11 protein-coding genes are annotated in these 23,102 nt (G+C 71.2%); 6 read left to right on the forward strand and 5 right to left on the reverse strand.

Annotated features, from left to right (window positions below; genetic code table 11):
• The first annotated feature begins 5 nt into the window (after positions 1–5).
• Entirely contained in the window at positions 6–3,188 is a 3,183-nt protein-coding gene (locus A7W11_RS22785) for an error-prone DNA polymerase (RefSeq protein ID WP_066419710.1), read from the forward strand.
• Positions 3,189–3,249: 61 nt separating this feature from the next.
• On the opposite strand, the gene A7W11_RS22790 is transcribed toward A7W11_RS22785, so the two are convergent.
• A complete protein-coding gene (locus A7W11_RS22790; protein ID WP_066419715.1) occupies positions 3,250–3,687 on the reverse strand; it encodes an RrF2 family transcriptional regulator in 438 nt (145 codons plus the stop codon).
• Between the two features lie 59 nt (positions 3,688–3,746).
• Entirely contained in the window at positions 3,747–4,964 is a 1,218-nt protein-coding gene (hmpA, locus tag A7W11_RS22795) for an NO-inducible flavohemoprotein (RefSeq protein ID WP_066419717.1), read from the reverse strand.
• Between the two features lie 173 nt (positions 4,965–5,137).
• On the opposite strand from hmpA, the gene A7W11_RS22800 reads away from it, so the two are divergent.
• Positions 5,138–5,599, forward strand: a complete 462-nt coding sequence (locus tag A7W11_RS22800) for a GatB/YqeY domain-containing protein (protein ID WP_066419719.1) — start codon at positions 5,138–5,140, stop codon at positions 5,597–5,599.
• A 28-nt stretch (positions 5,600–5,627) separates the two neighbouring features.
• Here A7W11_RS22800 and dinB read toward each other — a convergent pair whose 3' ends face one another.
• Positions 5,628–6,698: a DNA polymerase IV gene (dinB, locus tag A7W11_RS22805; RefSeq protein WP_066419721.1), complete on the reverse strand. Its 1,071-nt coding sequence runs from the start codon at positions 6,696–6,698 to the stop codon at positions 5,628–5,630.
• Positions 6,699–6,894: 196 nt separating this feature from the next.
• Between dinB and A7W11_RS22810 the strand changes: the two genes are divergently transcribed.
• Entirely contained in the window at positions 6,895–7,305 is a 411-nt protein-coding gene (locus A7W11_RS22810; protein ID WP_066419724.1) for a PaaI family thioesterase, read from the forward strand.
• On the opposite strand, the gene A7W11_RS22815 is transcribed toward A7W11_RS22810, so the two are convergent.
• The gene (locus A7W11_RS22815) at positions 7,277–7,909 is read right to left on the reverse strand and encodes an RNA polymerase sigma factor (RefSeq protein WP_066419726.1); all 633 of its coding nucleotides are present in this window, start codon (positions 7,907–7,909) and stop codon (positions 7,277–7,279) included. The genes A7W11_RS22810 and A7W11_RS22815 overlap by 29 nt on opposite strands.
• Positions 7,910–7,970: 61 nt before the next feature.
• Positions 7,971–20,432, reverse strand: coding sequence for a filamentous haemagglutinin family protein (locus A7W11_RS22820; RefSeq protein ID WP_162270306.1), 12,462 nt, complete (start codon positions 20,430–20,432; stop codon positions 7,971–7,973).
• Positions 20,433–20,781: 349 nt separating this feature from the next.
• Here A7W11_RS22820 and A7W11_RS22825 point away from each other — a divergent pair, with 349 nt between their 5' ends.
• Genes A7W11_RS22825 through A7W11_RS22835 form a run of 3 tightly spaced genes read left to right on the forward strand, consistent with a single transcriptional unit; the run spans position 20,782 to position 23,066 of the window.
• On the forward strand, positions 20,782–21,498 hold the full coding sequence (locus A7W11_RS22825; protein WP_156523208.1) for an STN domain-containing protein: 717 nt from the start codon (positions 20,782–20,784) through the stop codon (positions 21,496–21,498).
• A complete protein-coding gene (locus A7W11_RS22830) occupies positions 21,498–22,037 on the forward strand; it encodes an RNA polymerase sigma factor (RefSeq protein ID WP_066419730.1) in 540 nt (179 codons plus the stop codon). The genes A7W11_RS22825 and A7W11_RS22830 overlap by 1 nt, the downstream gene beginning before the upstream one ends.
• Before the next feature lie 6 nt (positions 22,038–22,043).
• Positions 22,044–23,066: a FecR family protein gene (locus tag A7W11_RS22835; RefSeq protein ID WP_082887439.1), complete on the forward strand. Its 1,023-nt coding sequence runs from the start codon at positions 22,044–22,046 to the stop codon at positions 23,064–23,066.
• Positions 23,067–23,102 lie beyond the last annotated feature (36 nt).

A 23,102-nucleotide genomic window follows, 5' to 3' on the forward strand; every position in this document is an offset into this window, starting at 1 on the left:
CCATCATGCTCGACCCTTCCCAAGCCCCCACAGGCGGACTGCCCCCGTATGCCGAGCTGTTCTGCCAGTCCAACTTCTCGTTCCTGGTGGGCGCCTCCAAGCCCGAGGAACTGGTGGAACAGGCCTTCGCACGGCAGTATGCCGCGTTGGCCATCACCGACGAATGCTCGCTGGCGGGCGTGGTGCGCGCGCATGCCGAAGCGAAGGATCAGAACAAGGCCGCGCAGGACGCGGGCAGCGACCAGCGCATACAGCTCATCATCGGCGCCAGCTTCACCCTGCAGGCAGGCCCCGATGCCGCCGGCATCCGGCTGGTGCTGCTGGCGCAGACCCGCGTGGGCTACGGCAACCTGTGCGAACTGATCACCCTGGGCCGCATGCGCACCACGAAGGGCGAATACCAGCTCGACACCCAGGACATCAAGGCCCTGCACGGCCTGCCCGATTGCCTGGCCATCCTGGCGCCGCCGCACGGCACCGAGGCCGCCCTCATCGCCACGCAGGCGCGCTGGCTGGCGCGCACCTTCCCGCACCGCGCCTGGCTGGGCCTGACGCTGCTGCACAACGCGCGCGACGACCTGCACCGCGCGGCCATCGCGCATGCCGCCAGCAAGACGGGCCTGGCCGTGGTGGCGCTGGGTGAGGTGCAGATGCACGTGCGTTCGCGCCGTGCCCTGCACGACACGCTGACCGCCATCCGGCTGGGCCGGCCCGTGGCCGAATGCGGCTACGACCTGGCCGCCAACGCCGAGCGCCATCTGCGTTCGCGCCTGCGGCTGGCCAACCAGTATCCGCCCGAGGCGCTGGCCCAGACCCTGGCGGTGATGCAGCGCTGCCGCTTCTCGCTGGACGAGCTGCGATACCAGTATCCGGACGAGATCGTGCCGCGCGGGCATAACCCCACGTCGTATCTGAAGCGTGAAACCCTGGCTGGCGCGAAGCGGCGCTATCCCCAGGGCGTGCCGGAATCGGTCACCACGCAGATCACGAAAGAACTGAAACTGATCGAAGAGATGCAGTACGAGGCCTACTTCCTCACGGTCTACGACGTGGTGAAAGAGGCCCGCAAACGCGGCATCCTCTGCCAGGGCCGCGGCTCGGCCGCCAACTCGGTCGTGTGCTATTGCCTGGGCATCACCGCCGTGTCGCCCGAAAGCAGCAGCGTGCTGTTCGAACGCTTCATCAGCAAAGAGCGCGGCGAACCGCCCGACATCGACGTCGACTTCGAGCACCAGCGGCGCGAAGAGATCATCCAGTACATCTACAAGAAATACGGCCGGCACCGCGCGGCGCTGACGGCCGTGGTCATCAGCTATCGTCCGCGCAGCGTGCTGCGCGATACGGGCAAGGCATTGGGGGTGGACCCCGTCATCATCGACGCGGTGGCGCGCGCGCATCAGTGGTGGGACGGCAAGGCTGCCCTGCGGCGCACGCTGCAGGCCAACGGGCTGGACCCCGAAGCGCCCGTGGCCCGGCATTGGGCCGAACTGGCGGAAACACTGATGGGGTTTCCGCGCCATCTGTCGCAGCATCCCGGGGGCTTCGTCATCGCGCGCGATCAGTTGTCGCGGCTGGTGCCCATCGAGAACGCGGCCATGCCGGACCGCAGCGTGGTGCAGTGGGACAAGGACGATCTCGATACGATCGGGCTGCTGAAGGTGGACATCCTGGCGCTGGGCATGCTGAGCATGCTGCGGCGGGCGCTGGAGCTGGTGTCGTTGCGCAGGAATCTGCCCCGGCCGATACAGTTGGCGGAGATTCCGGAAGGCGACAAGCCCACCTACGACATGATCTGCAAGGCGGACACCATCGGCGTGTTCCAGATCGAGTCGCGGGCACAGATGAGCATGTTGCCGAGATTGCGTCCGGAAAAGTATTACGACCTGGTGGTGCAGGTGGCTATTGTGCGGCCTGGGCCGATTCAAGGCGGCATGGTGCATCCCTACCTGGCGCGCCGAAAAGACAGAAACTTGATTACTTATCCTGGCCCCGAAGTCGAGGAGGTCCTGGAGCGCACCCTTGGCGTTCCCATATTCCAGGAACAGGTCATGCAAATCGCCATCAAGGCAGCCGGCTTCACCCCCGGCGAAGCCGACAAGCTACGCCGCTCAATGGCTGCCTGGCGACGCAGCGGCACCATCCATACCTTCGAAGACAAGCTGATCAAAGGGCTGCTGAAGAAAAACTACACTCTTGAATTCGCCGAATCTTTGTTCCGCCAGATCCAGGGCTTCGGCGAATACGGCTTCCCCGAAAGCCACGCCGCCAGCTTCGCACTGCTGGCCTATGCCAGTTCCTGGATCAAATGCCACGAGCCCGAGGCCTTCCTGGCCGCGCTGCTCAACTCCCAGCCGATGGGTTTCTACGCCCCTGCGCAACTGGTGCATGATGCCCGCCGCCACGGCGTCGAAGTCCTGCCCATCGACGCCACCGCCAGCGATTTCGACGCCACGCTGGAGCCCCTGCCCGGCGCGGCACGCCCCGCCGTACGCCTGGGCATGAACCTGGTGCAGGGCCTGAACGAAGCCGCCGCGCGCCGCATCGCCGACGCCCGTGCCGAACGCCCCTACACCGACACCCGGGACCTGGCGCTGCGCGCCCAGTTGGGCCGCCAGGAACTCGACGCCCTGGCCGCCGCCGACGCGCTGCGCACGCTGGCCGGGCACCGCCGCCACGCCAGTTGGGCGGCCGCCGGCGCCGTGCCCAGCCGCGACCTGCTGCGCGCCGCGCCGCTGGCCGAACCCACCATGCCCCAGTTGGCCGAGCCCTCCGAAGGCCAGGACATCGCCGCCGACTACCGCAGCGCGCGGCTCACGCTGCGCCGCCATCCCGTTGCCCTGCTGCGCGAAGAACTGGCCGCCCGCAATTTCCAGCCCGCCAGCGTGCTGCACACCTATCCCGACCGGCGTGCGGCGCGCGCCTGCGGCATCGTCACCGTGCGGCAACGGCCCCAGACGGCCAAGGGCACCATCTTCGTCACCATCGAGGACGAGACCGGCCCGGTCAACGCGGTGGTGCGTCCCGAACTGATCGAACGCCAGCGCCGCGAACTGCTGGGGTCCACCCTGCTGGGTATCTACGGCACCTGGCAATCGCGCGACGGCGTGCAGCACCTGATGGCGCAGCGCCTGGTGGACCTGACGGAATTGCTGGGGAACCTGCCGGCGCGCAGCCGGAATTTCCATTGACGGGACACCGCATCGCCGACGCCACGGCACAGGGCCGGGCGCGGGCCAATTCCGCCCGGCCTTAAGCCGCCCGATGCAGCCTGATGATCGCCGCCTCGGTCGGCGCGCGCACCAGATCCGCCAGCGTATGGCGGTCCAGCGTCTCGAACAGATTGCGCAACCCGTCGTTCAGTACGCCCGCCAGCCGGCAGGCGCCATTCAGCGCACAGGGCGGATCGGCGCAATCCACCAGCGCCCCCTGGTGCTCCAGCACCCGCACCAGTTCACCGACGCGATACGTATCGGCTGATCGCGCCAGCGCCAGCCCGCCGCCCTTGCCCCGCGTCGCCGCCACCCAGCCCTGCTGCGACAGAAAATGCACCACCTTCACCAGATGGTTGCGCGAGATCTGGAATCGCTCGGCGATCTCGGGAATCGTCACGGGGCGATCGCGGTCCCGGCACTGCGTCAGGTACATCATGACGCGCAGGCCGAAGTCGGTGAATCGGTTCAATTGCATGGTCGGACTCGTTGGCGGGGCAAGCGGCAAGAATACACGTCCGCCCACCGCCCAAAGGTCTATGCGCCCGCGCCGCCGGTGCCGAACACCTCGGCGTGGATGCGCTGCGGCGGCACGCCCAGTTCGCCCAGCACACGGCGCTGCGCCTGCATGAAAGGCAGCGGGCCACACAAGTAGTAATCGGCGTCGGGCAGCAGGGCCTGATCCTGGATGGCGCGCAGGTCGATGCGTCCGGCATGGTGGTAATCCACGCCTTGCCGGTCGGCCGGCCCCACGTTCTCGTAGAACACGACGTGGCGCACGTTGGGCAGGCGTTCGGCCAGGCCGTTCACATGGTCGCGCATGGCGTGCACCGACGCATCGCGGCAGCCATGCACGAAGCGCACCTGGCGGCCATCGCCGCGCGACGCCACGGAATTCAACATGGACATCATCGGCGTCAGCCCCACCCCGCCGCTGATCAGCACCACCGGCGTGGCCGCCTCGGGGTCCAGCGTGAACTCGCCCTGCGGCGGCGCCACGTCCAGGATGTCGCCTTCGTTGAACTGGTCGTGCAGCAGGTTCGAGATCATGCCCGCGGGGCTGCCGCCGGCCGCGGCCTCGCGCTTGACCGAGATGCGCAGCCAGTGGTTGCCCGGCGCATCCGACAGGCTGTACTGGCGCGGCTGCATGATGCCCAGCGCCGGCACGAACACGCGCACCGAGATGTATTGGCCCGGCAGGAATCCCGGCACGTCGCCGCCATCGGCCGGCGCCAGGTAGAACGAGGTGATTTCCGCGCTTTCGGGCACCTTGCCCGCCACGCGGAAGGCGCGCCAGCCCGTCCAGCCGCCCTGGCGCGCCGCCGCGGCCGCATACATCGAAGATTCCATGCCGGCCATCAACGCCACCAGTTGCCCGTAGGCCTGCGCCCACGCGTCGATCAGCTCGTCGGTGGCCGCCTCGCCCAGCACCTCGCGGATGGAGGCCAGCAGATGGAGGCCCACCACGTCGTAGTGTTCGCGCCGGATACCCAGGCTGACGTGCTTGTGCGCCACGCGCTCGAGCACCGGCAGCAGCACCGAGGGATCGTCGATGTGCTGCGCATAGGCCGCGACCGCCATGGCCAGCGCCTGCTGCTGCTGGCCGCTGTGCTGGTGCCCCTGGTTGAAGACCTGCCGCAACTCGGGATTGCCGCGGAACATCCGCTGGTAGAAATGGCGCGTCAACGCTTCGCCATGGACCTGAAGAACGGGCGCCGTGGCCTTGACTTGTGCACGGACGTTTTCGCTGAGCATGCTGGACTCCTGAGAGGGGTTGCGGGCATCGGCCCTTAAAGATGTATTTATTTTACATCTTTTAAAAGACCAATGCGCCCGTCCTGCCCTTCGCAACCCGTCCCTCAACTTGCCGCCATGCCCACCCGGCGGTTAAAACACCGGCTTTGCAGCAACATTTCAGGATTTCCACCATGAGCACTGCCACGCTCAAGACCCGACTGTCCGACTCCGTCAAAGACGCCATGCGCGCCAAGGACACCGCGCGCCTGACGACGCTGCGTTTCCTGCTGGCCGCCGTGAAGCAGAAGGAAGTGGACGAGCGCCGCGACCTGGCCGACGCCGAGATCACGGCCATCATCGAAAAGCAGGTCAAGCAGCGCCGCGAATCGATCGCCGCCTTCGAACAGGCCGGCCGCACCGAAACCGCCGAACAGGAAAAGGCCGAACTGGCCGTGCTGCAGGAGTTCCTGCCCCAGGCCGCCAGCCCCGAGGAAGTGACCGCCGCCATCGACGCGGCCATCGCCGAAGTGACCGCCCAGGGCGTCACCGGCGCGCCGGCGATGGGCAAGGCGATGGCGATCCTGAAGCCTGCACTGGCCGGCCGCGCGGATATGTCCGCCGTGTCCGCGCAACTGAAGGCACGCCTGTCGTGATTGCACGCCGGGCCCCTGCCATGGCCGACTAGAACAGATCCGCCTGCCGGTTCTCTTCCTGCGGATCCGCGAAGTTGCTCATCCCCACGCCCGCCAGGCGATAACGCGTCTCGGCGGGCAGCGTCACTTTGTCGCACAACGCGCGCGCCACCGAGGCCAGTTGCACCGCGGACTGGGGCGGCTGCAACTGCGTCAGGCTGCGCGTCAGGATGCGGAAGCGGTCCGTCTTCAGCTTCAGCACCGTCGTGCGGCCCAGCATGCCCTTGCGCTGGCCCTGCTCCCAGACCTTGGCGGCCAGGCGGTCGAGCGATTCGCCCAGTTCGTGCAACAGCAGATCGGTGCTGAAGGTGGTCTCCGCCGACACCTGTTGCGCCACCTGGTCGGGCTCGACTTCGCGCTCATCGATGCCGTTGGACAGCTCGTGCAGGCGATAGCCGTAGCGGCCGAAATGCAGTTCCAGTTCGGTGAGCGGGCGTTGCCGCAGGTCGCCCACCGTGCGGATGCCCAGGGTCTCCATCCTGGCCTGCGTCACCTTGCCCACGCCCGGCACCTTGCGCACGGGCAGTTCCCGCAGGAATTCCAGCACGCGATGCGGCCGGATCACGAACTGGCCATCGGGCTTGTTCCAGTCGGAGGCGATCTTGGCCAGGAATTTGTTGGGCGCGATGCCCGCCGAGGCGGTCAGGCCGGTTTCCGCGCGGATCTCGTCGCGGATGGCGCGGGCCACCTCGGTGGCCGTGGCCAGGCCGCGCTTGTTCTGCGTCACGTCCAGGTAGGCCTCGTCCAGCGACAGCGGCTCGATCAGGTCGGTGTGCCGGGAGAAAATCTCGCGCACCTGGCGCGACACCGCGCGATAGCGGTTGAAATCGGGCGGCACGAACACGGCATCGGGGCACAGGCGCTCGGCGCGCATGGCGGACATCGCCGAGTGCACGCCGAAACGGCGCGCCTCGTACGAAGCCGCGCACACCACCGAGCGCGGTCCGGTCCAGGCCACCACCACCGGCAGCCCTTTCAGTTCGGGGCGATCGCGCTGCTCGACCGAGGCATAGAACGCATCCATGTCGACGTGCACGATCTTGCGCGCCGGGCCGGTCATCGCGCCCCCCGCCCCATGCCATGAGCAAGGCCAGAGGCAACGCCGGGACAGGCGCCGCGAGCCAGATCAGGCGCGAAGCCGGAATAAACGACCACGGAAGGGACCATGCGGGAAAAACGAAAGACGCGGAAAGCCAAAACCCCATATTATGGCGCGCTTAGCCAATCCTGCGCCCGCGTCCAGCGGGCCTTTCGCGATGTCCTCGACTCCCACCGATTACTTCGGCCTGACCATTCCCCTGATGGACCTGCTGGGCCTGGTGCCGCAGCATGCCGACGAAACCGGCTCGCGCACCTTCCTGCCCTGGCGCGCCGAACTGACCAACAGCCGCGGCGACATCCACGGCGGCACGCTGATGAGCGTGCTCGACTTCACGCTCAGCGCCGCCGCGCGCGGCGCCGACCGCTCGGTGGGCATGGCGACCATCGACATGACCACCAGCTTCCTGTCGCCGGGCCGCGGCGATCTCACGTTCACCGCCCGCTGCCTGCGGCGCGGCAAATCGATCGCCTTCTGCGAAGGCGAAGCCCACGACGTCCAGGGCGAACTGGTGGTGCGCGCCACCGCCACCTTCAAGGTCATCCGCAAGCGGCCGGGCGGCGACTGACCGGCGCCGGCATGGCGCGTCCCAGCCGCGCCGCGCAGCCCGCGTGGGCGCGGCGCAATTCGTTGTCCACGATACGCTCGGACACGCCGAACATCGCGGCGATCTCGCCCCGGCCGCGCTGCTCGATGCGCGCGGCCACGAAGATGGCCCGGCGGCGGCGCGGCAGGGACTCGACGGCATCGGCCAGCAGGCGCAGGCCCTCGCGCCCGGCGGCCTCCTCGTCGGTACGGGCAAGGGGATCGGGCAGCGCCAGGGCCTCGGCGTTGTCGTCCAGCGCCACGGCGGGCTGGCGCGCCTGCGCGCGCAGGCCATCGATGGCCGCGCAGTACGCCATGCGCAACAGATACGCGGCCGGGCTGCGCACCGCTTGCGGGGCCCCGGACGGCACGTCGGCCTGCCCCTGCATGCCCTCGGGCTCGCACCCGGCCTGCAGCCGCAGCCAGGTGTCGTGCAGCGCCTCGCTGGCCAGATCGGCGCAGCCCAGCCGCCGGGCCAGGCGCTGCGCCAGATCGCGATAGTGCTCGCACAGGTAGTCCTGCAGCGAGCGGCGGGCGGCACGTTCCCGCCCGCTGCCCGCGTACGGGGCGGTGTCGATCACGGACATGGTCGAACTCCGGTCGGATCAGTCGGGCGTCGTGGCCATCTCGGTTTTTCGCGGCGCCGCTTCAGTCGCCCAGCGCCGCGCGCTCGGCGGCCGTCAGCACGGCGCGCTGCACCGGCCCTTCCGCGCCTGCGCCCAACACCATCACCGTGCCGGCCGGGCGCGCGCCCACGGGCTCGATGCGGCCCGTACGCGGGCGCGGCGGCGGCTCCTGCGGCGCGCGCGGATCGCCGAAGCCGAGGATCTGCACGCTGATGACCGACGGCAGGTTCTGCCGTGTCGCCGCCCGCGTGCGCGCCACGGCATCCTGCGCGGCGGTCGCCGCGCTGGATGCCGCCGAGCTGGCGCTGGCCAGTGCGCCCGTGTTCACCGCCGCCGTCACCGGCACGCCCACCGTTTCGCCCTGCGCCTGGATATTGGCCGCATTGGCCACCTGCAACGCCGAAATATTGACGTTGCCCGACGCGCGGATGCCCGCCTCGCCGGCGTCGATGGTGCCTTCCGGCGCGTGCAGGTCGATGCCGCCGCTCGGCACTTCCGGTATCGGCCGCAACGTGGCGATGCCCGCGCCGGACGACGGCGTCTGCGGCGAGATCGCCACGTTGCCCACGTTGTCGTAGAGGCGCTTGGGCGGCGTATAGACGATGGTGGTCTTGGCGCCCCGTCCCGCGTTGATGTCGCCATGATTCGACCAGGCGAAGATGTCGCCGCCGAAGGTGGTCATGATGCGCGACAGGCCCAGCAGGATGCTGCCGCTCGAATACATCTGGATGCTGCCGGCCCCCTGGGTGACCAGTCCCGCGGGCACCACGTCCGCCCCTTCGGCCGGCCGCACGCCCTCGATGCCGATGAGCGTCTCGCCGCCCGGCACCAGCGTCTGGATGCCGCCGCCCAGCACGGTGCGCACGCCGGCGTTGGCGGCGGCGCCCTGGAACAGCGTCATGTCGCCCGCATAGGCGCGATCGGCGGGGAACAGCGTGGCGATCATCTGGCGGCTGCGCAGGTAGCTGCCGTAGCGCGTGCTGTCCGGGTCGTTGTATTCGCGGCCGCCCTGCGTGAGCTCGGCGTAGTAGACCTGGCGCAGGAAGATGCGCTGGTGCTCCGGCGCCAGCCGCGCGAAGAAGGCCTGCGGGGACTGCGCGGCGGCGTCGAACACCACCGGCGAGCCGTCGTCGGCAAAGCGCAGGCCGGCGGCCCGGGCGTTGCCGTCGGCGTCCCGGCCATAGCGTTCCAGCAGCCACGCGGCCAGCTCGTCCTGGTAGGTGTGCGCCACCTTGCCCGGCTGCTCGGCCAGCGGATAGCCCGGCCGGGTGTCGGCCTGGTTGGCCGGGTCCAGATACCGGTCGGCGAGCGCGGCGTAGTCGGCCTGCCCCTCTCCGACGCTGCCCGCCCCCAGGCCGACCTGGATGGCGATCTCGGCGCCGGGGCGCGTGTCGCCCTCGACGATGGGGCCGATGCTGACGAGGCTGGCCTGGTTGCCTTGATAGAGGTTGCGGCCCGCGCTGACTTCCAGCGTGCCGGGGCCGGCGATCTGGACGTTGGCGTAGAAGACGTCGCGGCCGGCCGCGACCATCGACACGTCCGTGGGCGAGTTATTCAGGATCAGGCCGGTGTCGAACAGGACGCCGTCGCCGCGGCCGAAGTTGACGATGTCGCGGCCGGCCAGGATGCGCGACGGCCGGGCGGCAATGTAGTCGGTCTGATCGACGAGCGTCACCGGATCGAAGGTGGTGGCGCCGATGCCGCCCAGCGACACGTTCAGCAGGTCGCCATTGACCGCGTAGAGGCGGATGGGATCGCCGCCCGCGCCCGCCGCTGCGGGCAGGTTGGCCTGATACGTGAAGAAATGCTTGTACGACTGTTGGCTGGACGCCGCGTGCGGCTTGAAGGGGTTGGGAATCGCGTCGGCGGACGCCGGGGCGCCCGAGACCAGCCAGCGTGTGGCGTCGCCCGCCACCAGCCTGCCGAAGGCCTCCGTCAGGTAGGCCGACCCGTAGATGGAATCCCAGGCCAGCAGTTGCAGCAGGCCCGGCCCCTCGGACGGCGCCAGCTCGACCAGCGTGCCGCCGCCGTAGTAGATACTGCCGCTGGCCGCGGTGGCGGAAAAGCGCGCCGGCAGCATCTGCGGCGCATTCCTGAGCGCGCCGACGCCGGCCCTGCCGATATTTTCATTGCTGGTGGTGGACGGGACGGCGTTCAGGGGAGTCAGGTTGCCGCCGGCCGACACCAGTTCGATGGCGGTATGCGGCCGCCACAGGCTGAACAGGCTGTTGGGGCCCCGGCTGGCGGGCACGTCGCCGTCGGCCAACTGGCCGGGGTCGCCCACCCCGCCCAGCACCAGGTCGCCGCGGGCGCGCAGCTGCGCGCCCGCATCGCCCAGCACCAGCACCGGGCCGCCCAGCGCCGTGGTCGTGCGCAGCAAGGCCGCTTCGTAAGGATCCAGCGCGCGGGGATCGTCCTTCGTGGCGGTGCCGTACTGCAGTTGCAGTTCGCCGATCGCGCCGGCCAGCAGATCGACATCGCCGCGCAGGTTGGTCAGCGAACCGTTCAGGTCGTCGCCCCGCATGTTGTTGGAGGTCGAATCGCCATGCTCGGGGTTCAGGCGCCCGCCCACGCGCAGTGTCAGGTTGCCGCCGCCGGTCTGCGCCAGCGTGCCGCCGATGACCGCGCCGGACGCGTCCGTGGCCACCTGCGTGACGTAGCCGCTGCCGCCCACCGCGACCACCAGGCCCTGCGTCTGCCTGACGTAGTTCGACGGCACGGCGGCCGGCGCCAGCACGCCGGCATCGCCGCCCACGTCGATGGCGACATTGCCGCCGCCCAGCGCGCCCAGGCCGGCGAAGCCGAAGAAATACGAGGTCGCGCCGTTGACGGTGGGCACGTACTGGCCGTAGCGGATCGACCAGGTGGCCGCCTGGCCCAGTTCCGCGTCGCCGCGGCGCACCAGCCAATGGTTGACCGGATAGGAATCCACCATCGAGTTGTTGCTGTCGGAATACAGGAACCCGCTCATGTCGCCCTGGACGGCGATGCGCAGGTCGCCGCCGTGGTCGCTGACGTAGCTGCCATCCGGCACCGACACGCCGTCGGGCAGGGCCACCTGCGATCCCGCGGTGTAGATGCCGTACAGCGAATCCACCGACAGGTCGCCGCCGGCCAGCAGCTCCAGGCTGCCGGTGCCGGTGCGCACCACGCTGGGCACCGGCGCGCCCGACAGGCCGACGAGCGGATTGCTGAAGCGCAGGTTGCCGGCGCCGGCCAGCGAGGCCGCGGTGCGCAGGGCGCGCGCATCGGCCGCGCCCAGGTCGGCTCCGCTGGCCAGGCGCAGCGCCCACGACTGCGTGCCGGCGGCCTGCATGCGGGCCGCCGCCATGATGGGCATGTCCTCGGACAGCGTCGAGATGTAGGTGCCCGCGGGCAACACGTTGCCGGCCGACAGGGCGACGGCGTCGATCTGGAAGTACGGGCTGGTGGCGTACTGGAACATCGCCAGGTTGGTGCCGGCGGGAATGCGCGTGCCCACCACGAAGATGTTCGCGGTCGCGGCGGTCGGCGCGGTGAAGCCGGCGCCGATCCGGTCGCCGATGCTCAGCCGCCGGTCTAGCGCGATGGTGCTGGACAGCACGGTGCCGCTGGCCCATTTCAGGTTGCCTGCGGCGTCGTACACGTCGGCCGTCACCACCATGTTCAGCGGCATCGTGGCATTGCCGGACACGACGGCTTCGGCCGTGGTGACCCCGCCCTTGGTCAGCCGGGTGGACTGCCCCGCCACGACGTCGAAATTCAGCGTGCCGCTGTTCGGGATGCGGGAATTCACGCCCAGCGTCTGGCCGCCCGCCGTGACTGTCCGGTCCGCGCCCAGGGTGACGGCCTCTTCCACCACCCGGAACTCGACGCCGGTGGCCGCCGCGCCGAAGCCGTCGCTGATGTTGCCGTTGACGGCCAGGTCGCTGGCCGCGCGCAGCAGCAGCTTGCCCGGCTGGCCGGCGCCGTAGGCCGCGGAAGCCGGATCGGTATCGGCGCCGGGGCCATAGCGGTATCCGGCCAGGTCGATGTCGCCCTTGACTGTGAGCTTGCCCGCGCCGGCGGCCGGGCTGGTGATGTCCACGCCGGGCCGCAGCGATGCGCCGGCCAGGCCGGCCACCCGCTGGCGCAGGCCCGCGCCCGCCGACCCGTAGGCGTTGTCCATGAACTGGCGGCTGCGCGCGTGGATCTGGTCCAGTCCCACGGACCCGTCGGCGCCCACGGGCGCGGCGCCGCCGTTGTCCTGCACCACCGTGCCGTCCGCGTCGGTGGGCGAGTAGCGCCAGAAGCCGTACACCGACACCGCCTGCGCGCCGCGGATCGTCACGGCGTCGGGCGCGCTGATCCGCACGTCGCCGCCGGTCTCGTCCGCGCGCCAGGCGTTCAGGTCCACCTGGCCGCGGCTCACGCCGTCGGGCGAGGACAATTCCAGCGTCGCGCCGCCGTCGATGCGCAGCCAGCCCGCCTGCGTGGCGGTCAGTTCGATGGTTCCCCGGTTCGAGGCCTCGATCGGCTGGCCGTAGCTGTCGACCTGCAAGGCGCCGTCGGTGTCGCGCACGTCCAGCACGGCGCCGGCGGCCAGGGTGAGATCGTCGCGCGCGGCCAGGCGGATGCTGCCGGGTATGGCGCCGCTGGCGTCGATGGCGCCGGACACCGTCAGCCAGCCGCCGTCGACCGATACGTCCACCGCGTGGGCGCGCAGGGCATCGCCGGTGATGTCCAGGTTGCCGCGCTTGAAGGCGAAGCGCCGCTGCGCGGTGAAGCCGGCGTCGTTCAGCGTCGTGTTCAGCACAGCGAAGTCCGTGCTCAGGCGGTCCGCCTCGTCGCCGATCTGCCAGGCGCGCAGCACGAGGGTGCCGCCGGCGGCGTCCTCGCCGCCGTGGGCGCGCAACGCGCCGCCCAGCAGCACCCTGCCGGCCGTGCCGGATTCGTCCAGCGCCGTCAGCGTCAGCCAGCCGGCGTCGTTGTGATACGTGTACGCCGGGTCGGCGTCCGTGCCGCCCCGCGCCGGCGTCCTGGCGCCGGACAGGTCGATCAGCGAACCGGCCTGCTGGACGATGTTGCCCCGCTCGCTTTCCAGCGAGACCTCGCCGCCCCAGCCGTAGGCGTCCACGTCGAACAGGCGCGTGGCGCGGCCCGCCACGTCGAGCCGGCTCTGCCCGCCCAGCGTCACGTCGCCGCGCGCCTGCACGGCCAATTGCCCGCTGGGCAGCACGACGGCGCTGTCCAGCGCGACGCTATCGGCGATGAGCCGCAACGTTGCGCCCTGCCCGGCCGCCGCATCGTCGGCGGCGGCCGCGCCGGCCGGGGCCGACAGCGTCAGCGCCCCGCCCGTGCGCCAGGTCGAGACCGAGCCCGCCTCGCCGCTCAGAAGCGGCGCGGCCAGGTCCAGCCGCCCGCCCGTGCCGGCGTAGGCGTCGGCATCGTAGTTCGCGTCCGGGCTCGGGCCGGACTGGTAGACCGACAGGTTGCCGGTGCCGTTGGCGATGATGTGCTCGCGCGCGCCCAGCGTCACGCCGGCGAAGCCCAGCATCAGGCGGTCGAAGGCGATGTCGCCGCGCGCACGGCCCTGCTCGGGATAGCCCAGCACGACGCGGCGCGCATCGACCTCGAAGCGGCCGCTGCCCGTGCCCGCGCCGCCGGCCGGCACCGCGCCCGGCTTGGCGCTGGCGGTGGAGGTGCCGTTCACGCCGCCCTGCCAGACCAGCGTATCGGTGGCCAGCCGCACCGTGTCCTGCGCCTGGCCCCAGCCGTAGATGGCGGGCGTGCGCAGCAGCAGTTCGTCCAGGCGCGACTCGCCGTCGGCGCCGTAGGTGTCGAGCGCGACGTCGCCATAGAAGTTGATCGAATCGCGCACGGCCAGCGACAGGCGCTCGACGGCGGGCGCGCCCGTGGCCGGGTCGCCGGCCAGCAGGGCTTCGAGCACTTCCTGGCTCAGGTTCATGCCGGTGGGCAGCTGCGCGGCCGCCTGCGCCAGCGTGTCGGCGCGGCCCACGTTCAGGGCGGGCACGGACAGCTCCAGCCTGCGCGTGGCCAGCCGGGGCGTGCCGACGACCGACAGCCCCGACGCGGCCATGAAGCCGATGGTGCCGTCGGTGCGGATGAAGGCGCCGTCGTTCAGCGTGATGCTGCCGGCCACATTGCGCAGTTGGGTGCCCATGGCGATGTCGCCGTTGGACGCCACCAGCACGGGAATGCTGGCCCCGTAGAAGAATCCCGTCTGCGGCGTGTCGGGCGCCGCGACGCCGCGGCCCAGCGTGTCGATGCCCGACCCGGACTGCAGCGTGATGCCGTTCCTGGCGGTCAGGATGACCTGGGAACCCCGCAGCACCGCGCCGGATTCGAGCGTGACCGCCTGCGCCGCGCTGCGCTGGCCCAGCCAGCTGAAATCGACCACCGATCCGTCGTTGACCAGATCGACCGTCGGCGTACCGCCCAGGTAAAGATTGGGCGCGTTGAACGCATTGAGGGTGTCGGCCGAGATCGGCACCACGCCGGTCCGGCGCGCCGTCGTGCTGCCCGGGCCGGTAATGATGAATTCGGCCCTGGAATACGTGGAATTGCCGTGCGACAGCCCGGGGATCACCACCAGGCTGGCGCCATAGGCGTCGTCATGGGCGGCGTCGCTGTTCATGCGCGTCTGCCCGTCGAACCGCAGGGCGGGTTCGTCCAGGCTGCCCTTGCCTTCCGGCAGGAACTCGATGCCCAGCGTCAGGAACTTGCCGTCGCGCGGCAGGATGGGCCGCGCGCCGCCGAACGTGGCGGCCTGCCCGAGCTGGTAGGCGTCGTAGCTCGTCTCGTTGTATTGCGACCAGGTGCGCAACAGCGCGCCCGGCGCGACGTTGACCTGGGTATGGCGCGTGTCGCGCACGGCCGTGCCGGCCACGCTGGTCACGCCCGACACGCTCCACGAGCCGTCGCGCAGCCGCACCGGTTTCGCGCCGGACAGTTGGCTGGCGCCCAATTCGACGCGGAATGCGCCCGGCAGCAGCGCGTAGTTGGCCGGCAGCAGCGTATAAGTGCCGGCCGGCAGGCCGGGCATGTCCGTGTCCAGGGTGATCTGCTGGCCGATGCCCGGCACGTCGCCGGTCCAGGCCGCGTAGTAGCCGCCGGCAACCGGCGCGGCGGCCCCGGACCCGGCGCCCGGCACGATGGCATAGACACGGCCGCCCGGCTGGCGCGCGTTGACCAGGGTATCGCGCGAACCGCCGCGGCCCTCCACGAAGGCCGCGCCCAGCAGTTCCCCGCCGCCGGACAGGTCCAGCACCGAGCCCACATGGCCGACGATGTTGGCCGCGCCCAGCCCGATGCCCTGCGGAATGCCCGACTGGAAGGTCGGCACGGCGTCCGCGGTTTCGAGCAGCATGCCGGTGAGCGCCTGCACCGTATAGGGATCCGCGCCGTCGACGGTGTAGTTCACGCCGTCGGCCGTGCCGCCATACGGCATCGCCAGGCCGGCCGCGCTGACGGAGGTCAGGCTGCCGGGCAGCAGCTCGATGCGCAGCGTCTTCTCCTGCGGGAAATTGGTCGTGCTGCCGAGCTGGATGGTGCCCAGCGGCGCGCGCAGCGTGCCGCCCTGCAGGATGGTGTTGGCCATCAGCGTCAGGCTGCCGAACACGGAGTACGGCGTGGACGGCGCCACGCCCGGCGTGGCGGCGATCTCGATCTTCGCGTCGCGCACGTAGGTCGTGCCCGTGTTGCCGGTCAGGGCGGTGTTGAAACGGTACCCTGCGTAGAGGGTGCCCGAGGCGCCGGTGCCCGGATAGATCTGGCCGGCGGTCAGCGACAGGTCGCCCGGCACGGCCAGGATGCCGCCAAGAAAGCGCAGGTCCGAATCGGTCGACAGCGCGGTCTGGTCGAACAGGACCTGGACACGGTTCTGCACGTCGATCAGGCCGCCGTGCAGCGTCAGCGCGCCGTCGTAGGCATAGTCCGCCAGGGCCTGGGTCAGCTTGCCGTACGCGGGCGGCGCCACGGTGGTCTGGCCGTCGAGCAGCACATACGGCGCCGACAGCGCGGCCGTGGCCCCCGGCTGCGCCGCCACCAGCGGACCGCGGCGCAGCGTCAGGCTGCGGCCCACCGACAGGTCCACATTGCCGTCGAAGGCGATGGCGCTGCGCGCCATCAGCGACACGCGGTCGAAGCCGCCAGCGGCGATCTGCGCGGCGCCGACGCTGGCCCGGCCCACGGCCAGGCTGTCGTCGGCCAGGCCCGCGGCGACGTCGCCATCCAGGCGCCAGGCCGGCGCGTCCTGGCTGAGGGTCAGGACGCGGCCGGCGGCCAGCTCCGCGGGAATGGGCCAGCTGTCGTCCCAGTAGCCGCTGGGCCGGTTGTAACCGAGCGCCTCCAGGCTCATCGCCAGCGCGCCGCCGGACGCGCCCGTGCCGCCCGCGCGCGCCAGCAGCGTGCCTTCGTTGTAGATGCCATAGTAGGAACGCATCGCGATCGTGCCGCCGTCGGTGGCGACCGCGACCGGCGTGGAAACGATGCGGCCGGCGTCGGGATTCGTCAGGAACAGCGACGAAACGTCCAGGCCGGCGCGCGTATCGAAGACGACCTGCGCGCCCGAGGCGTCCAGCAGCGCGCCGGGACGCACCACCACGAAGGCATCGGCCGCGTTCTCCAGCCCGGTGTTGTCGTCGTCGGTGAACTTGTAGGCATCGCCGTCCTCGCTGCCCAGTACGATGCGCCCGCCGGCCAGCACCGCGCCGTAGCGCAGGCCCAGGGCGTCCAATGCGGTCCAGGCGCGGCCGGCCGCGTCCAGCTGCGCGGTCGAGCCTATCCAGACCGAGCGGCCGTCCGGCTTGTCGTCGATGCTGGTGGAGCGGGGCTTGAGATTGAGCACCGCGATCTCGCCGCCCGGCGCCTCGATGCGGCCGTCGACCGTGATCTGCCCGCCCGCGCCCAGTTCGACGCGCTGGCCGGGATCGACCACGATTTCCGCGCCCTGGCGCACGGCGATCTCGCCGCCGCTGCGCAGGTCCGTCGCGGCATAGTTCACGCCCGCGCGCAGCGCCAGGCTGGCCCCGGCGCGCTGCGTCATCCTGGCACTGCCGGCGTCCTCGCCGAACAGGGGCAGGTCGCTTGCCAGCATCCGGCCCAGGACCGGATCGCTGCCCGTGGCGACATCGGCCAGGACGTCCGGCGCCAGGCGATAGACCGCCGTGCGCGGCTGCACGTGCGCGCCTTCGAGTACCGTCACGCGCTGGGTCGAATCGATGACGTAGCGGGAAAAGCCCGTGGACAGCCAGCGGTCGGTATCCAGCGCGCGCTCGGAAGATTCGGCGGCATCCAGGGAATCGCCCGCCACCGGGCCGATCCGCCAGGCCTCGCCCGTGCGCAGGGTCAGCGTGCCGCTGCCCGAGCCCTCCACGCCATAACCGCGCACTTCGCCGTTCAGCGTCAAGACGCCCGTGCTCATGCCGGGGCCCTGCGCCGCCAGCAGCGACACGCTGCCGCCCGCCCCGCCGCGCGGCGAGCCATCCACCAACAGTGCCGCGCCGGCCGAGGCGTCGATCAGCGCGCCCTCGGACAGGGCCGTGTCGCGCGAGCTGGACAACGTCACCGAACCGCCGTCCAGCCAGGCCAGGCCGGAGGCCGAGGCCGGGTCGAGCGAGGCATTGACCCACATGCCGCGCACGTCCAGCGTCGCCCCGGAGGCCAGCGTGACCGAGGCCGTGCCGTCGCGCAGCAATTCGGTGGTGGGCCGGGTGCCGCCAGATGCCGCCACGCCCGTGCCGTTGAACCAGTTGGTCGCCACGATGCGGCCGCCGCGCGCGACGATGTCGCCCGCGATGTCGACGACGGGGCCGGTCAGCACGACCGAACCGCCGTCGGCCACGCGCAGCGCCGGCGCGACGCCGGCCGCCCCCGCGCCGCCCACCGTGATCGTGCCGCCCACCGCCAGATCCAGCGCGCCGAATTGCTGCGCATTGACCCAACCGGTGTCCAGCCACACGGTATTGGCCCGTTCCGGATGCTCGTGCAAGGCGTCGATGGCGTCCAGGTCGAAGGCGACCGGCTCGATCTGGCCGATGACCAGATCGCTGTCGTACACGCCGATGCGGCCCGCGAACCGGCCGGTCGAATAGCCGTGGCGGCCCAGCACCAAGGCGCCGGCGCGCGCCGCCGCGTAGTGGCGCTGCAGATAGGCATCCAGTAGCGCGGCGTCCGGCGTGCCGGTCTGGCGCGGCCCCTGGTAGACGCCGGCATCGACCTCGCCCTGCAGGATGGCGGTGGGCGTGTCCAGCACGAGCTGCCCCGCATCCCGGCCCACCGTGTAGCCCGCCTCGTAGCGGCGCGCCGGCGCGATCAGCGGGCTGAAATAGCGGCGCGTGGAACGCTCGCCCCAGCGCGCGTGCACGTCCTCGAAACCGTTGTACACCCCCGCGTACAGCATGTCCGCCGGGGCCGACGACAATTCGTACAGCCGGCCGTCCGCGCCGCGCAGCCAGCTCTGGTTCAGGTAGCCGCTCTGCACGTCGATCGTGCCGCCGGCGACGCCGATCCGCGAGCCCTGCTGCGTGATGACCTGCCCGCCGCGCAGCACCACCGTGCCGCCCTGCGCGGTCCATTCGCCGATGCCGTGGCCCTGGTTGGCCACCCAGCCGCCGACTTCCAGCAGGCCGCCGGCCGTGTACCAGCGGCCGTCGTCGGCCACCAGGGTGCGGCGGTCCACCCACAGGTCCAGGCTGCTCAGGTAGCTGCGGTTGTTCCGCGTGTCGCTGTCGCGGTTGATCGGCGCGTCGCGCAGCTCGTTGCCCTGGATGTTGACCAGCACGTTGTTCGACGCCATCGTCAGCGTCACGCCGACCGCGCCCGAGACGTCCAGTTGCGCGCCGTTGCGCACCTGCACCCGGCCCGCGCCGGCCGCCGGATCGCTGCCGGCCGCCACCGCGATCTGCCCGCCCGTGGCCAGCGCCAGCGCGCCCTGCCCGGCGCCCCCCTCGACGTCGACGATGCCGCCGCTGACGATCTCGATGCGCGACAGGTCGCGCCGGTCCTGGCCCGTCCACAGATTGTCGAAGGCCCCGCCCACGCGCAGCTCGCCGGTCGTGGCGGCCTCGGCGCGCGCCAGATCCTGTGCGCCTGATTCGGAAATCAATTGCGCGCGCTGGCTGTCCAGCGCGGTCTGGCCGTTGTCGCGCAGCGTGACCGAACCGTCTTCGCCGAGTACGACATCGCCGGCCACCACCGCCGTCAGCGAACCGGCGCCCAGCGCGACACGGCCCTGGGCGTCGCCGGCGCTGTTGAGCAGGTGGATGGTGCCGCGCGTATCGACGCTGGACGTGCCGACCGCCACGCCGTCCTGGCGCACCTCGCGCCCGGCCAGCGTGATGTCGCCTTCGCGGGCAAGGATCAGGCCGGTGTTGGCCGCCCTGCCCGTCGTCCCGTCCACCGCGATCTGCGGCGCGACTTCATTGCCGCGCGTGGTCGAATACTGCGTGCCGCCCTGCGCGGTGTCCGTGGTCAGGCCCTTGCGGATCACGAAGCTGTCGCCGGCGGCCAGCAGCGCCTGGCCGCGCGGCGTCTGGATCGTGCCGGCGTTGTCCACCTCGCGGCCCAGCAGCAGCACGTAGCCGCCGCCCTGCGTCACCGAGGCGGGCTCGCGCGAGGCCAGCCGCGCGCCGGCCTCGACGCGCACGTTGCCCATCGCGCCAGTGAACGAGGGCATGTAGTCGTTGCCGCTGCGCGTGCCGTACAGGCCCTGGTCGGCGAACTGCCGGTCTTCGATGCTGGCCGCCGCGGCTACCAGGCTGCGCGCGTCCACCTGCGACGTGCCGCTGAACACGATGCCGTTGCGGTTGACCACCATCACCGTGCCGTCGCCGCGGATCGTCCCCTGGATCTGCGAGGGCCGGGCCTGCGGGTCGTTGACGCGGTTGAGCACCGCCCAGTCGGACTGCTGGCGGAAGTCCACCGTGGTATCGCGCCCCACGTTGAAAGACTCCCAGTTCAGGATGGCGCGGTCGGCGGTCTGCTGCACCGTTACGGTGGTCTTGCCGCCGGACACCGTCTGCGTCGGGGCCTGCGCATTGAGCCAGCCGGCCGAGGCCGGATTGGCGTCGATCTTCAGCCCACCCTCGGCCAGGCCGTCCGGCACCGAGGGCGCCTGCCCCGCGGCCTGCCGCGCCGCCGCCTGGGCCGCCTGCTGCGCGGCGATGGAGCCGGCCGTGCGGTTCAGGTTGTCGATCGAACGCTGCAGCTTCTGACGCGCCGCGGCCTGTTGCTGGGCCGTGCTGCGGCCCTGCCCCGCGATCCCGCCCGTCAGCCGGGCCGCGGGATTCATGCCGGGCGCCTGCTTGACGCCCGCCTGTGCGAACCAGGCGCCGGCCGAGGCCTGCGCGGGCCCCGCCGGCAAGCCGGCGGCCATCAACGCCAGGGCAATGGCCAGCGGCGTGGCGCGCAGCAGTCCGGCGCCGCGCGGGTCCACGCTGGACAGCGAGGCGGCGGAATGGATGGACGATGCGACGGAGTCGCGCAGGCGGTGGTGACGCTTCATGAGGCGAGGATCCTTCCTACGTATTAACGGTGCGTGACGGCGTGGCGCCTGCGAGACGTTTGCGGGGCGCTCGCCGGGGCGGTCTACTTGCAAGAGTCGGCCGCCGCCGACCTGCCGCACGCCCACGCACATTTTTTTCATTTTGTTTCAAATTGACAATTCTGCGCAGCCGTTTCGCCCATGGATCCGACGGCCGGCAGTCATCAGAATGTCATTACGCCGACGTAGCCTAGCGCCGCGTCCAAGCCGGGCAGACACGTCTTTCCGGCCCTTTTCCGTCCGTCTCAACGCCGTGGCGAATCCGCCCCGGCCAAGCGCACCCATGGCAGGCTTTCCGGCAACCTTCCGCATGCTCGTCGCAACAGGATGGCTGGCCGGCGCTGCCGCACCCGCTTTATCCCAGACCGATCGTCCTGCCCTGCCGATGCCCGTTCCCGCACTGTCCGAAACGATCCGCTTCGACATTCCCGCCCAGCCGCTGCCCGAAGCGGTGCAGGCCTTCGGCGCGGCCAGCGGCCTGTCGGTGCTGGCCCAGAGCAGCGTGCTGCGCGGTCACCGCAGCGCCGGGCTGCACGGCGCCTACACGCCGCGCCAGGCCATCGGCATGCTGCTGTCCGGCACCAACCTGATGGCGCGCTTTCCCGGCGGCGACGCGGTGGCCATCTACCGGCCGGCGCAGCCCGCCGCGCCGGGCCGTCCCGCCGGGCCGCGGCCGGCGCCCGGTCCCTATGGCGTGGACGGCATCGACACACCGCAGGCCGCCATCTACGTCGGCCAGGTGCAACGCCGGGTGATCGATGCCCTGTGCCGCAATACGGCTGCGCGGCCCGGCGCGTACCGCATGGCGCTGCGCTTTCACATCGCGCCCTCGGGCGCCATTGCCGCGCCGCGCAGGGCCGGTTCCACCGGTGATGCCGCGCGCGACGCGGTGATCCTGGACATCCTGGACGGCCTGCCGCTCGATCCGCCGCCGCCTTCGCTGCCCCAGCCCATCACGCTGCTGCTGCGGCCCGACGGCGCCGGCGTCCCCGACGACTGCGCATCGGCCATCGCGGGAGGACGTTGATGCCGGAAGCCCTGCGGACGCGCTTGCGCCATGTGCTGGAATCGCGCTATGCGCACCTGCGCCACAACCTGGAGCGCATCGTCGGCTCGCGCGACGGCGCTCACGACGCGCTGCAGGAAACCTGGGTGCGCCTGGAGAACATCGGCGACGCCACCACGGTCCGCAATCCCGCCGCCTATCTGCTGCGCATGGCGGTCAACGTGGCCGCGCACCAGCACCGCCGCGACGATGACCCCGTCGCGCCCGAGGACATCGACGCGCTGTTCCACGCGCCCGACGCCTCGGCCAACCCCGAACGCACGGCCAGCGCGCGCAGCGACATCGCCGCGGTGGACCTGGCGCTGGCTTCGCTCACGCCGCGCTGCCTGGCGATTTTCGTCGCCGCCAAACGGGACGGCCAGTCCAACCGCGAGATCGCCCAGGCCATGGGCATCTCGGCGCGGCTGGTGGAGAAAGAACTGCACCGCGCCCTGCAGGCGTGCCAGCAGGCGGTCGGGCAACCCGCCTATACGCGGCAGCGCGGCGCCCGGGGAATCTGAGGCAAAATGCGCGACATGCTCCTCTTTCCGTTCCAACAGGCGCGCGCCCGCACACAGGCGCGCCGCTGGCTGTTGCGTCTGCGTTCGCCGCGCGCCACGCAGGCCGACGTGCGCGCCTTCGAGCAGTGGCGCGACCGCCATCCGGCGCACGTGGCCGCGGTGCATGAGCTGGGCCGCGCGCTGCGGGCCGCCGACGCGGCCATGGCCGCGATGCCCGCCCGGCTGCGGGCGCCGGCCGAGGCGCCGCGCGCGCCCTTGCGTCCGGCGCTGCAACGGCCGGGACGCCGCGCCCTGCTGGGCGGCGCGCTGGCCGCCGGCGCGGCGTGGATCGTATGGCGCCCGCCGCTGGAGCTGTGGCCCGGCCTGGACGCCTATACGGCCGACTACCGCACCGGCACCGGCGAACAGCGCGCGCTCGCGCTGGCCGACGGCGTGCAGGTGGAGATGAACACGCGCACGCAGATCAATCTGCATGCCCAGGATGCCGTGCGCACGATCGAACTGGTCGCCGGAGAGGCCGAGATCGTCGCGGGCGAGCCCCTGTCCGGCGCGGCGGGCGACAGGGCCGCGTCCTCCGGCCCGCGCTGCGCGGTGCAATCCGGGCGCGGCCGCGTGCTGGCCAGGACCGCGCGCCTGAACGTGCGCCACACCGGCGCGCACACCATCGTCACCTGCCTGGCCGGCAACGCCGAGCTGGATCATCCGCTGCGCCGCCTGCCGCTGGCCGCGGGCCAGCAGGTGCGCTACGACGACGCGCGGGTCGATGCGCCGCAGCCGGCCAAGGTCGACGCGGTGTCGGCCTGGCGCCAGCGCCAGATGCGCTTCGACGACGAGCCGCTGGCCGACGTCGTCGACGAACTCAATCGCTACCGGCCTGGACGCATCATCCTGCGCAACGCCCAACTGGGCCGCATGCAAGTCCGCGCGACGTTCTCGCTGGACCGCCTGGACGACGCCCTGACTCTCATCCAGGACCTCTCCGGCGCCCCGCTGACGCGGCTGCCCGGCGGCATCGTGCTGCTGGGCTGACCCACGGGCAACGCCAGGGTCTTCTTCAGGCGCGCC

This window comes from Bordetella ansorpii (assembly GCF_900078315.1).
In the GTDB taxonomy this organism is placed as follows: Bacteria; Pseudomonadota; Gammaproteobacteria; order Burkholderiales; family Burkholderiaceae_B; genus Bordetella; species Bordetella ansorpii.

Bases quoted from the DNA above. Each gene is read 5' to 3' on its own strand.
- A7W11_RS22785 (WP_066419710.1), top strand. From the start codon at position 6: ATGCTCGACCCTTCCCAAGCCCCCACAGGCGGACTGCCCCCGTATGCC.
- A7W11_RS22790 (WP_066419715.1), bottom strand. From the start codon at position 3,687: ATGCAATTGAACCGATTCACCGACTTCGGCCTGCGCGTCATGATGTAC.
- hmpA (WP_066419717.1), bottom strand. From the start codon at position 4,964: ATGCTCAGCGAAAACGTCCGTGCACAAGTCAAGGCCACGGCGCCCGTT.
- A7W11_RS22800 (WP_066419719.1), top strand. From the start codon at position 5,138: ATGAGCACTGCCACGCTCAAGACCCGACTGTCCGACTCCGTCAAAGAC.
- dinB (WP_066419721.1), bottom strand. From the start codon at position 6,698: ATGACCGGCCCGGCGCGCAAGATCGTGCACGTCGACATGGATGCGTTC.
- A7W11_RS22810 (WP_066419724.1), top strand. From the start codon at position 6,895: ATGTCCTCGACTCCCACCGATTACTTCGGCCTGACCATTCCCCTGATG.
- A7W11_RS22815 (WP_066419726.1), bottom strand. From the start codon at position 7,909: ATGTCCGTGATCGACACCGCCCCGTACGCGGGCAGCGGGCGGGAACGT.
- A7W11_RS22820 (WP_162270306.1), bottom strand. From the start codon at position 20,432: ATGAAGCGTCACCACCGCCTGCGCGACTCCGTCGCATCGTCCATCCAT.
- A7W11_RS22825 (WP_156523208.1), top strand. From the start codon at position 20,782: ATGCTCGTCGCAACAGGATGGCTGGCCGGCGCTGCCGCACCCGCTTTA.
- A7W11_RS22830 (WP_066419730.1), top strand. From the start codon at position 21,498: ATGCCGGAAGCCCTGCGGACGCGCTTGCGCCATGTGCTGGAATCGCGC.
- A7W11_RS22835 (WP_082887439.1), top strand. From the start codon at position 22,044: ATGCGCGACATGCTCCTCTTTCCGTTCCAACAGGCGCGCGCCCGCACA.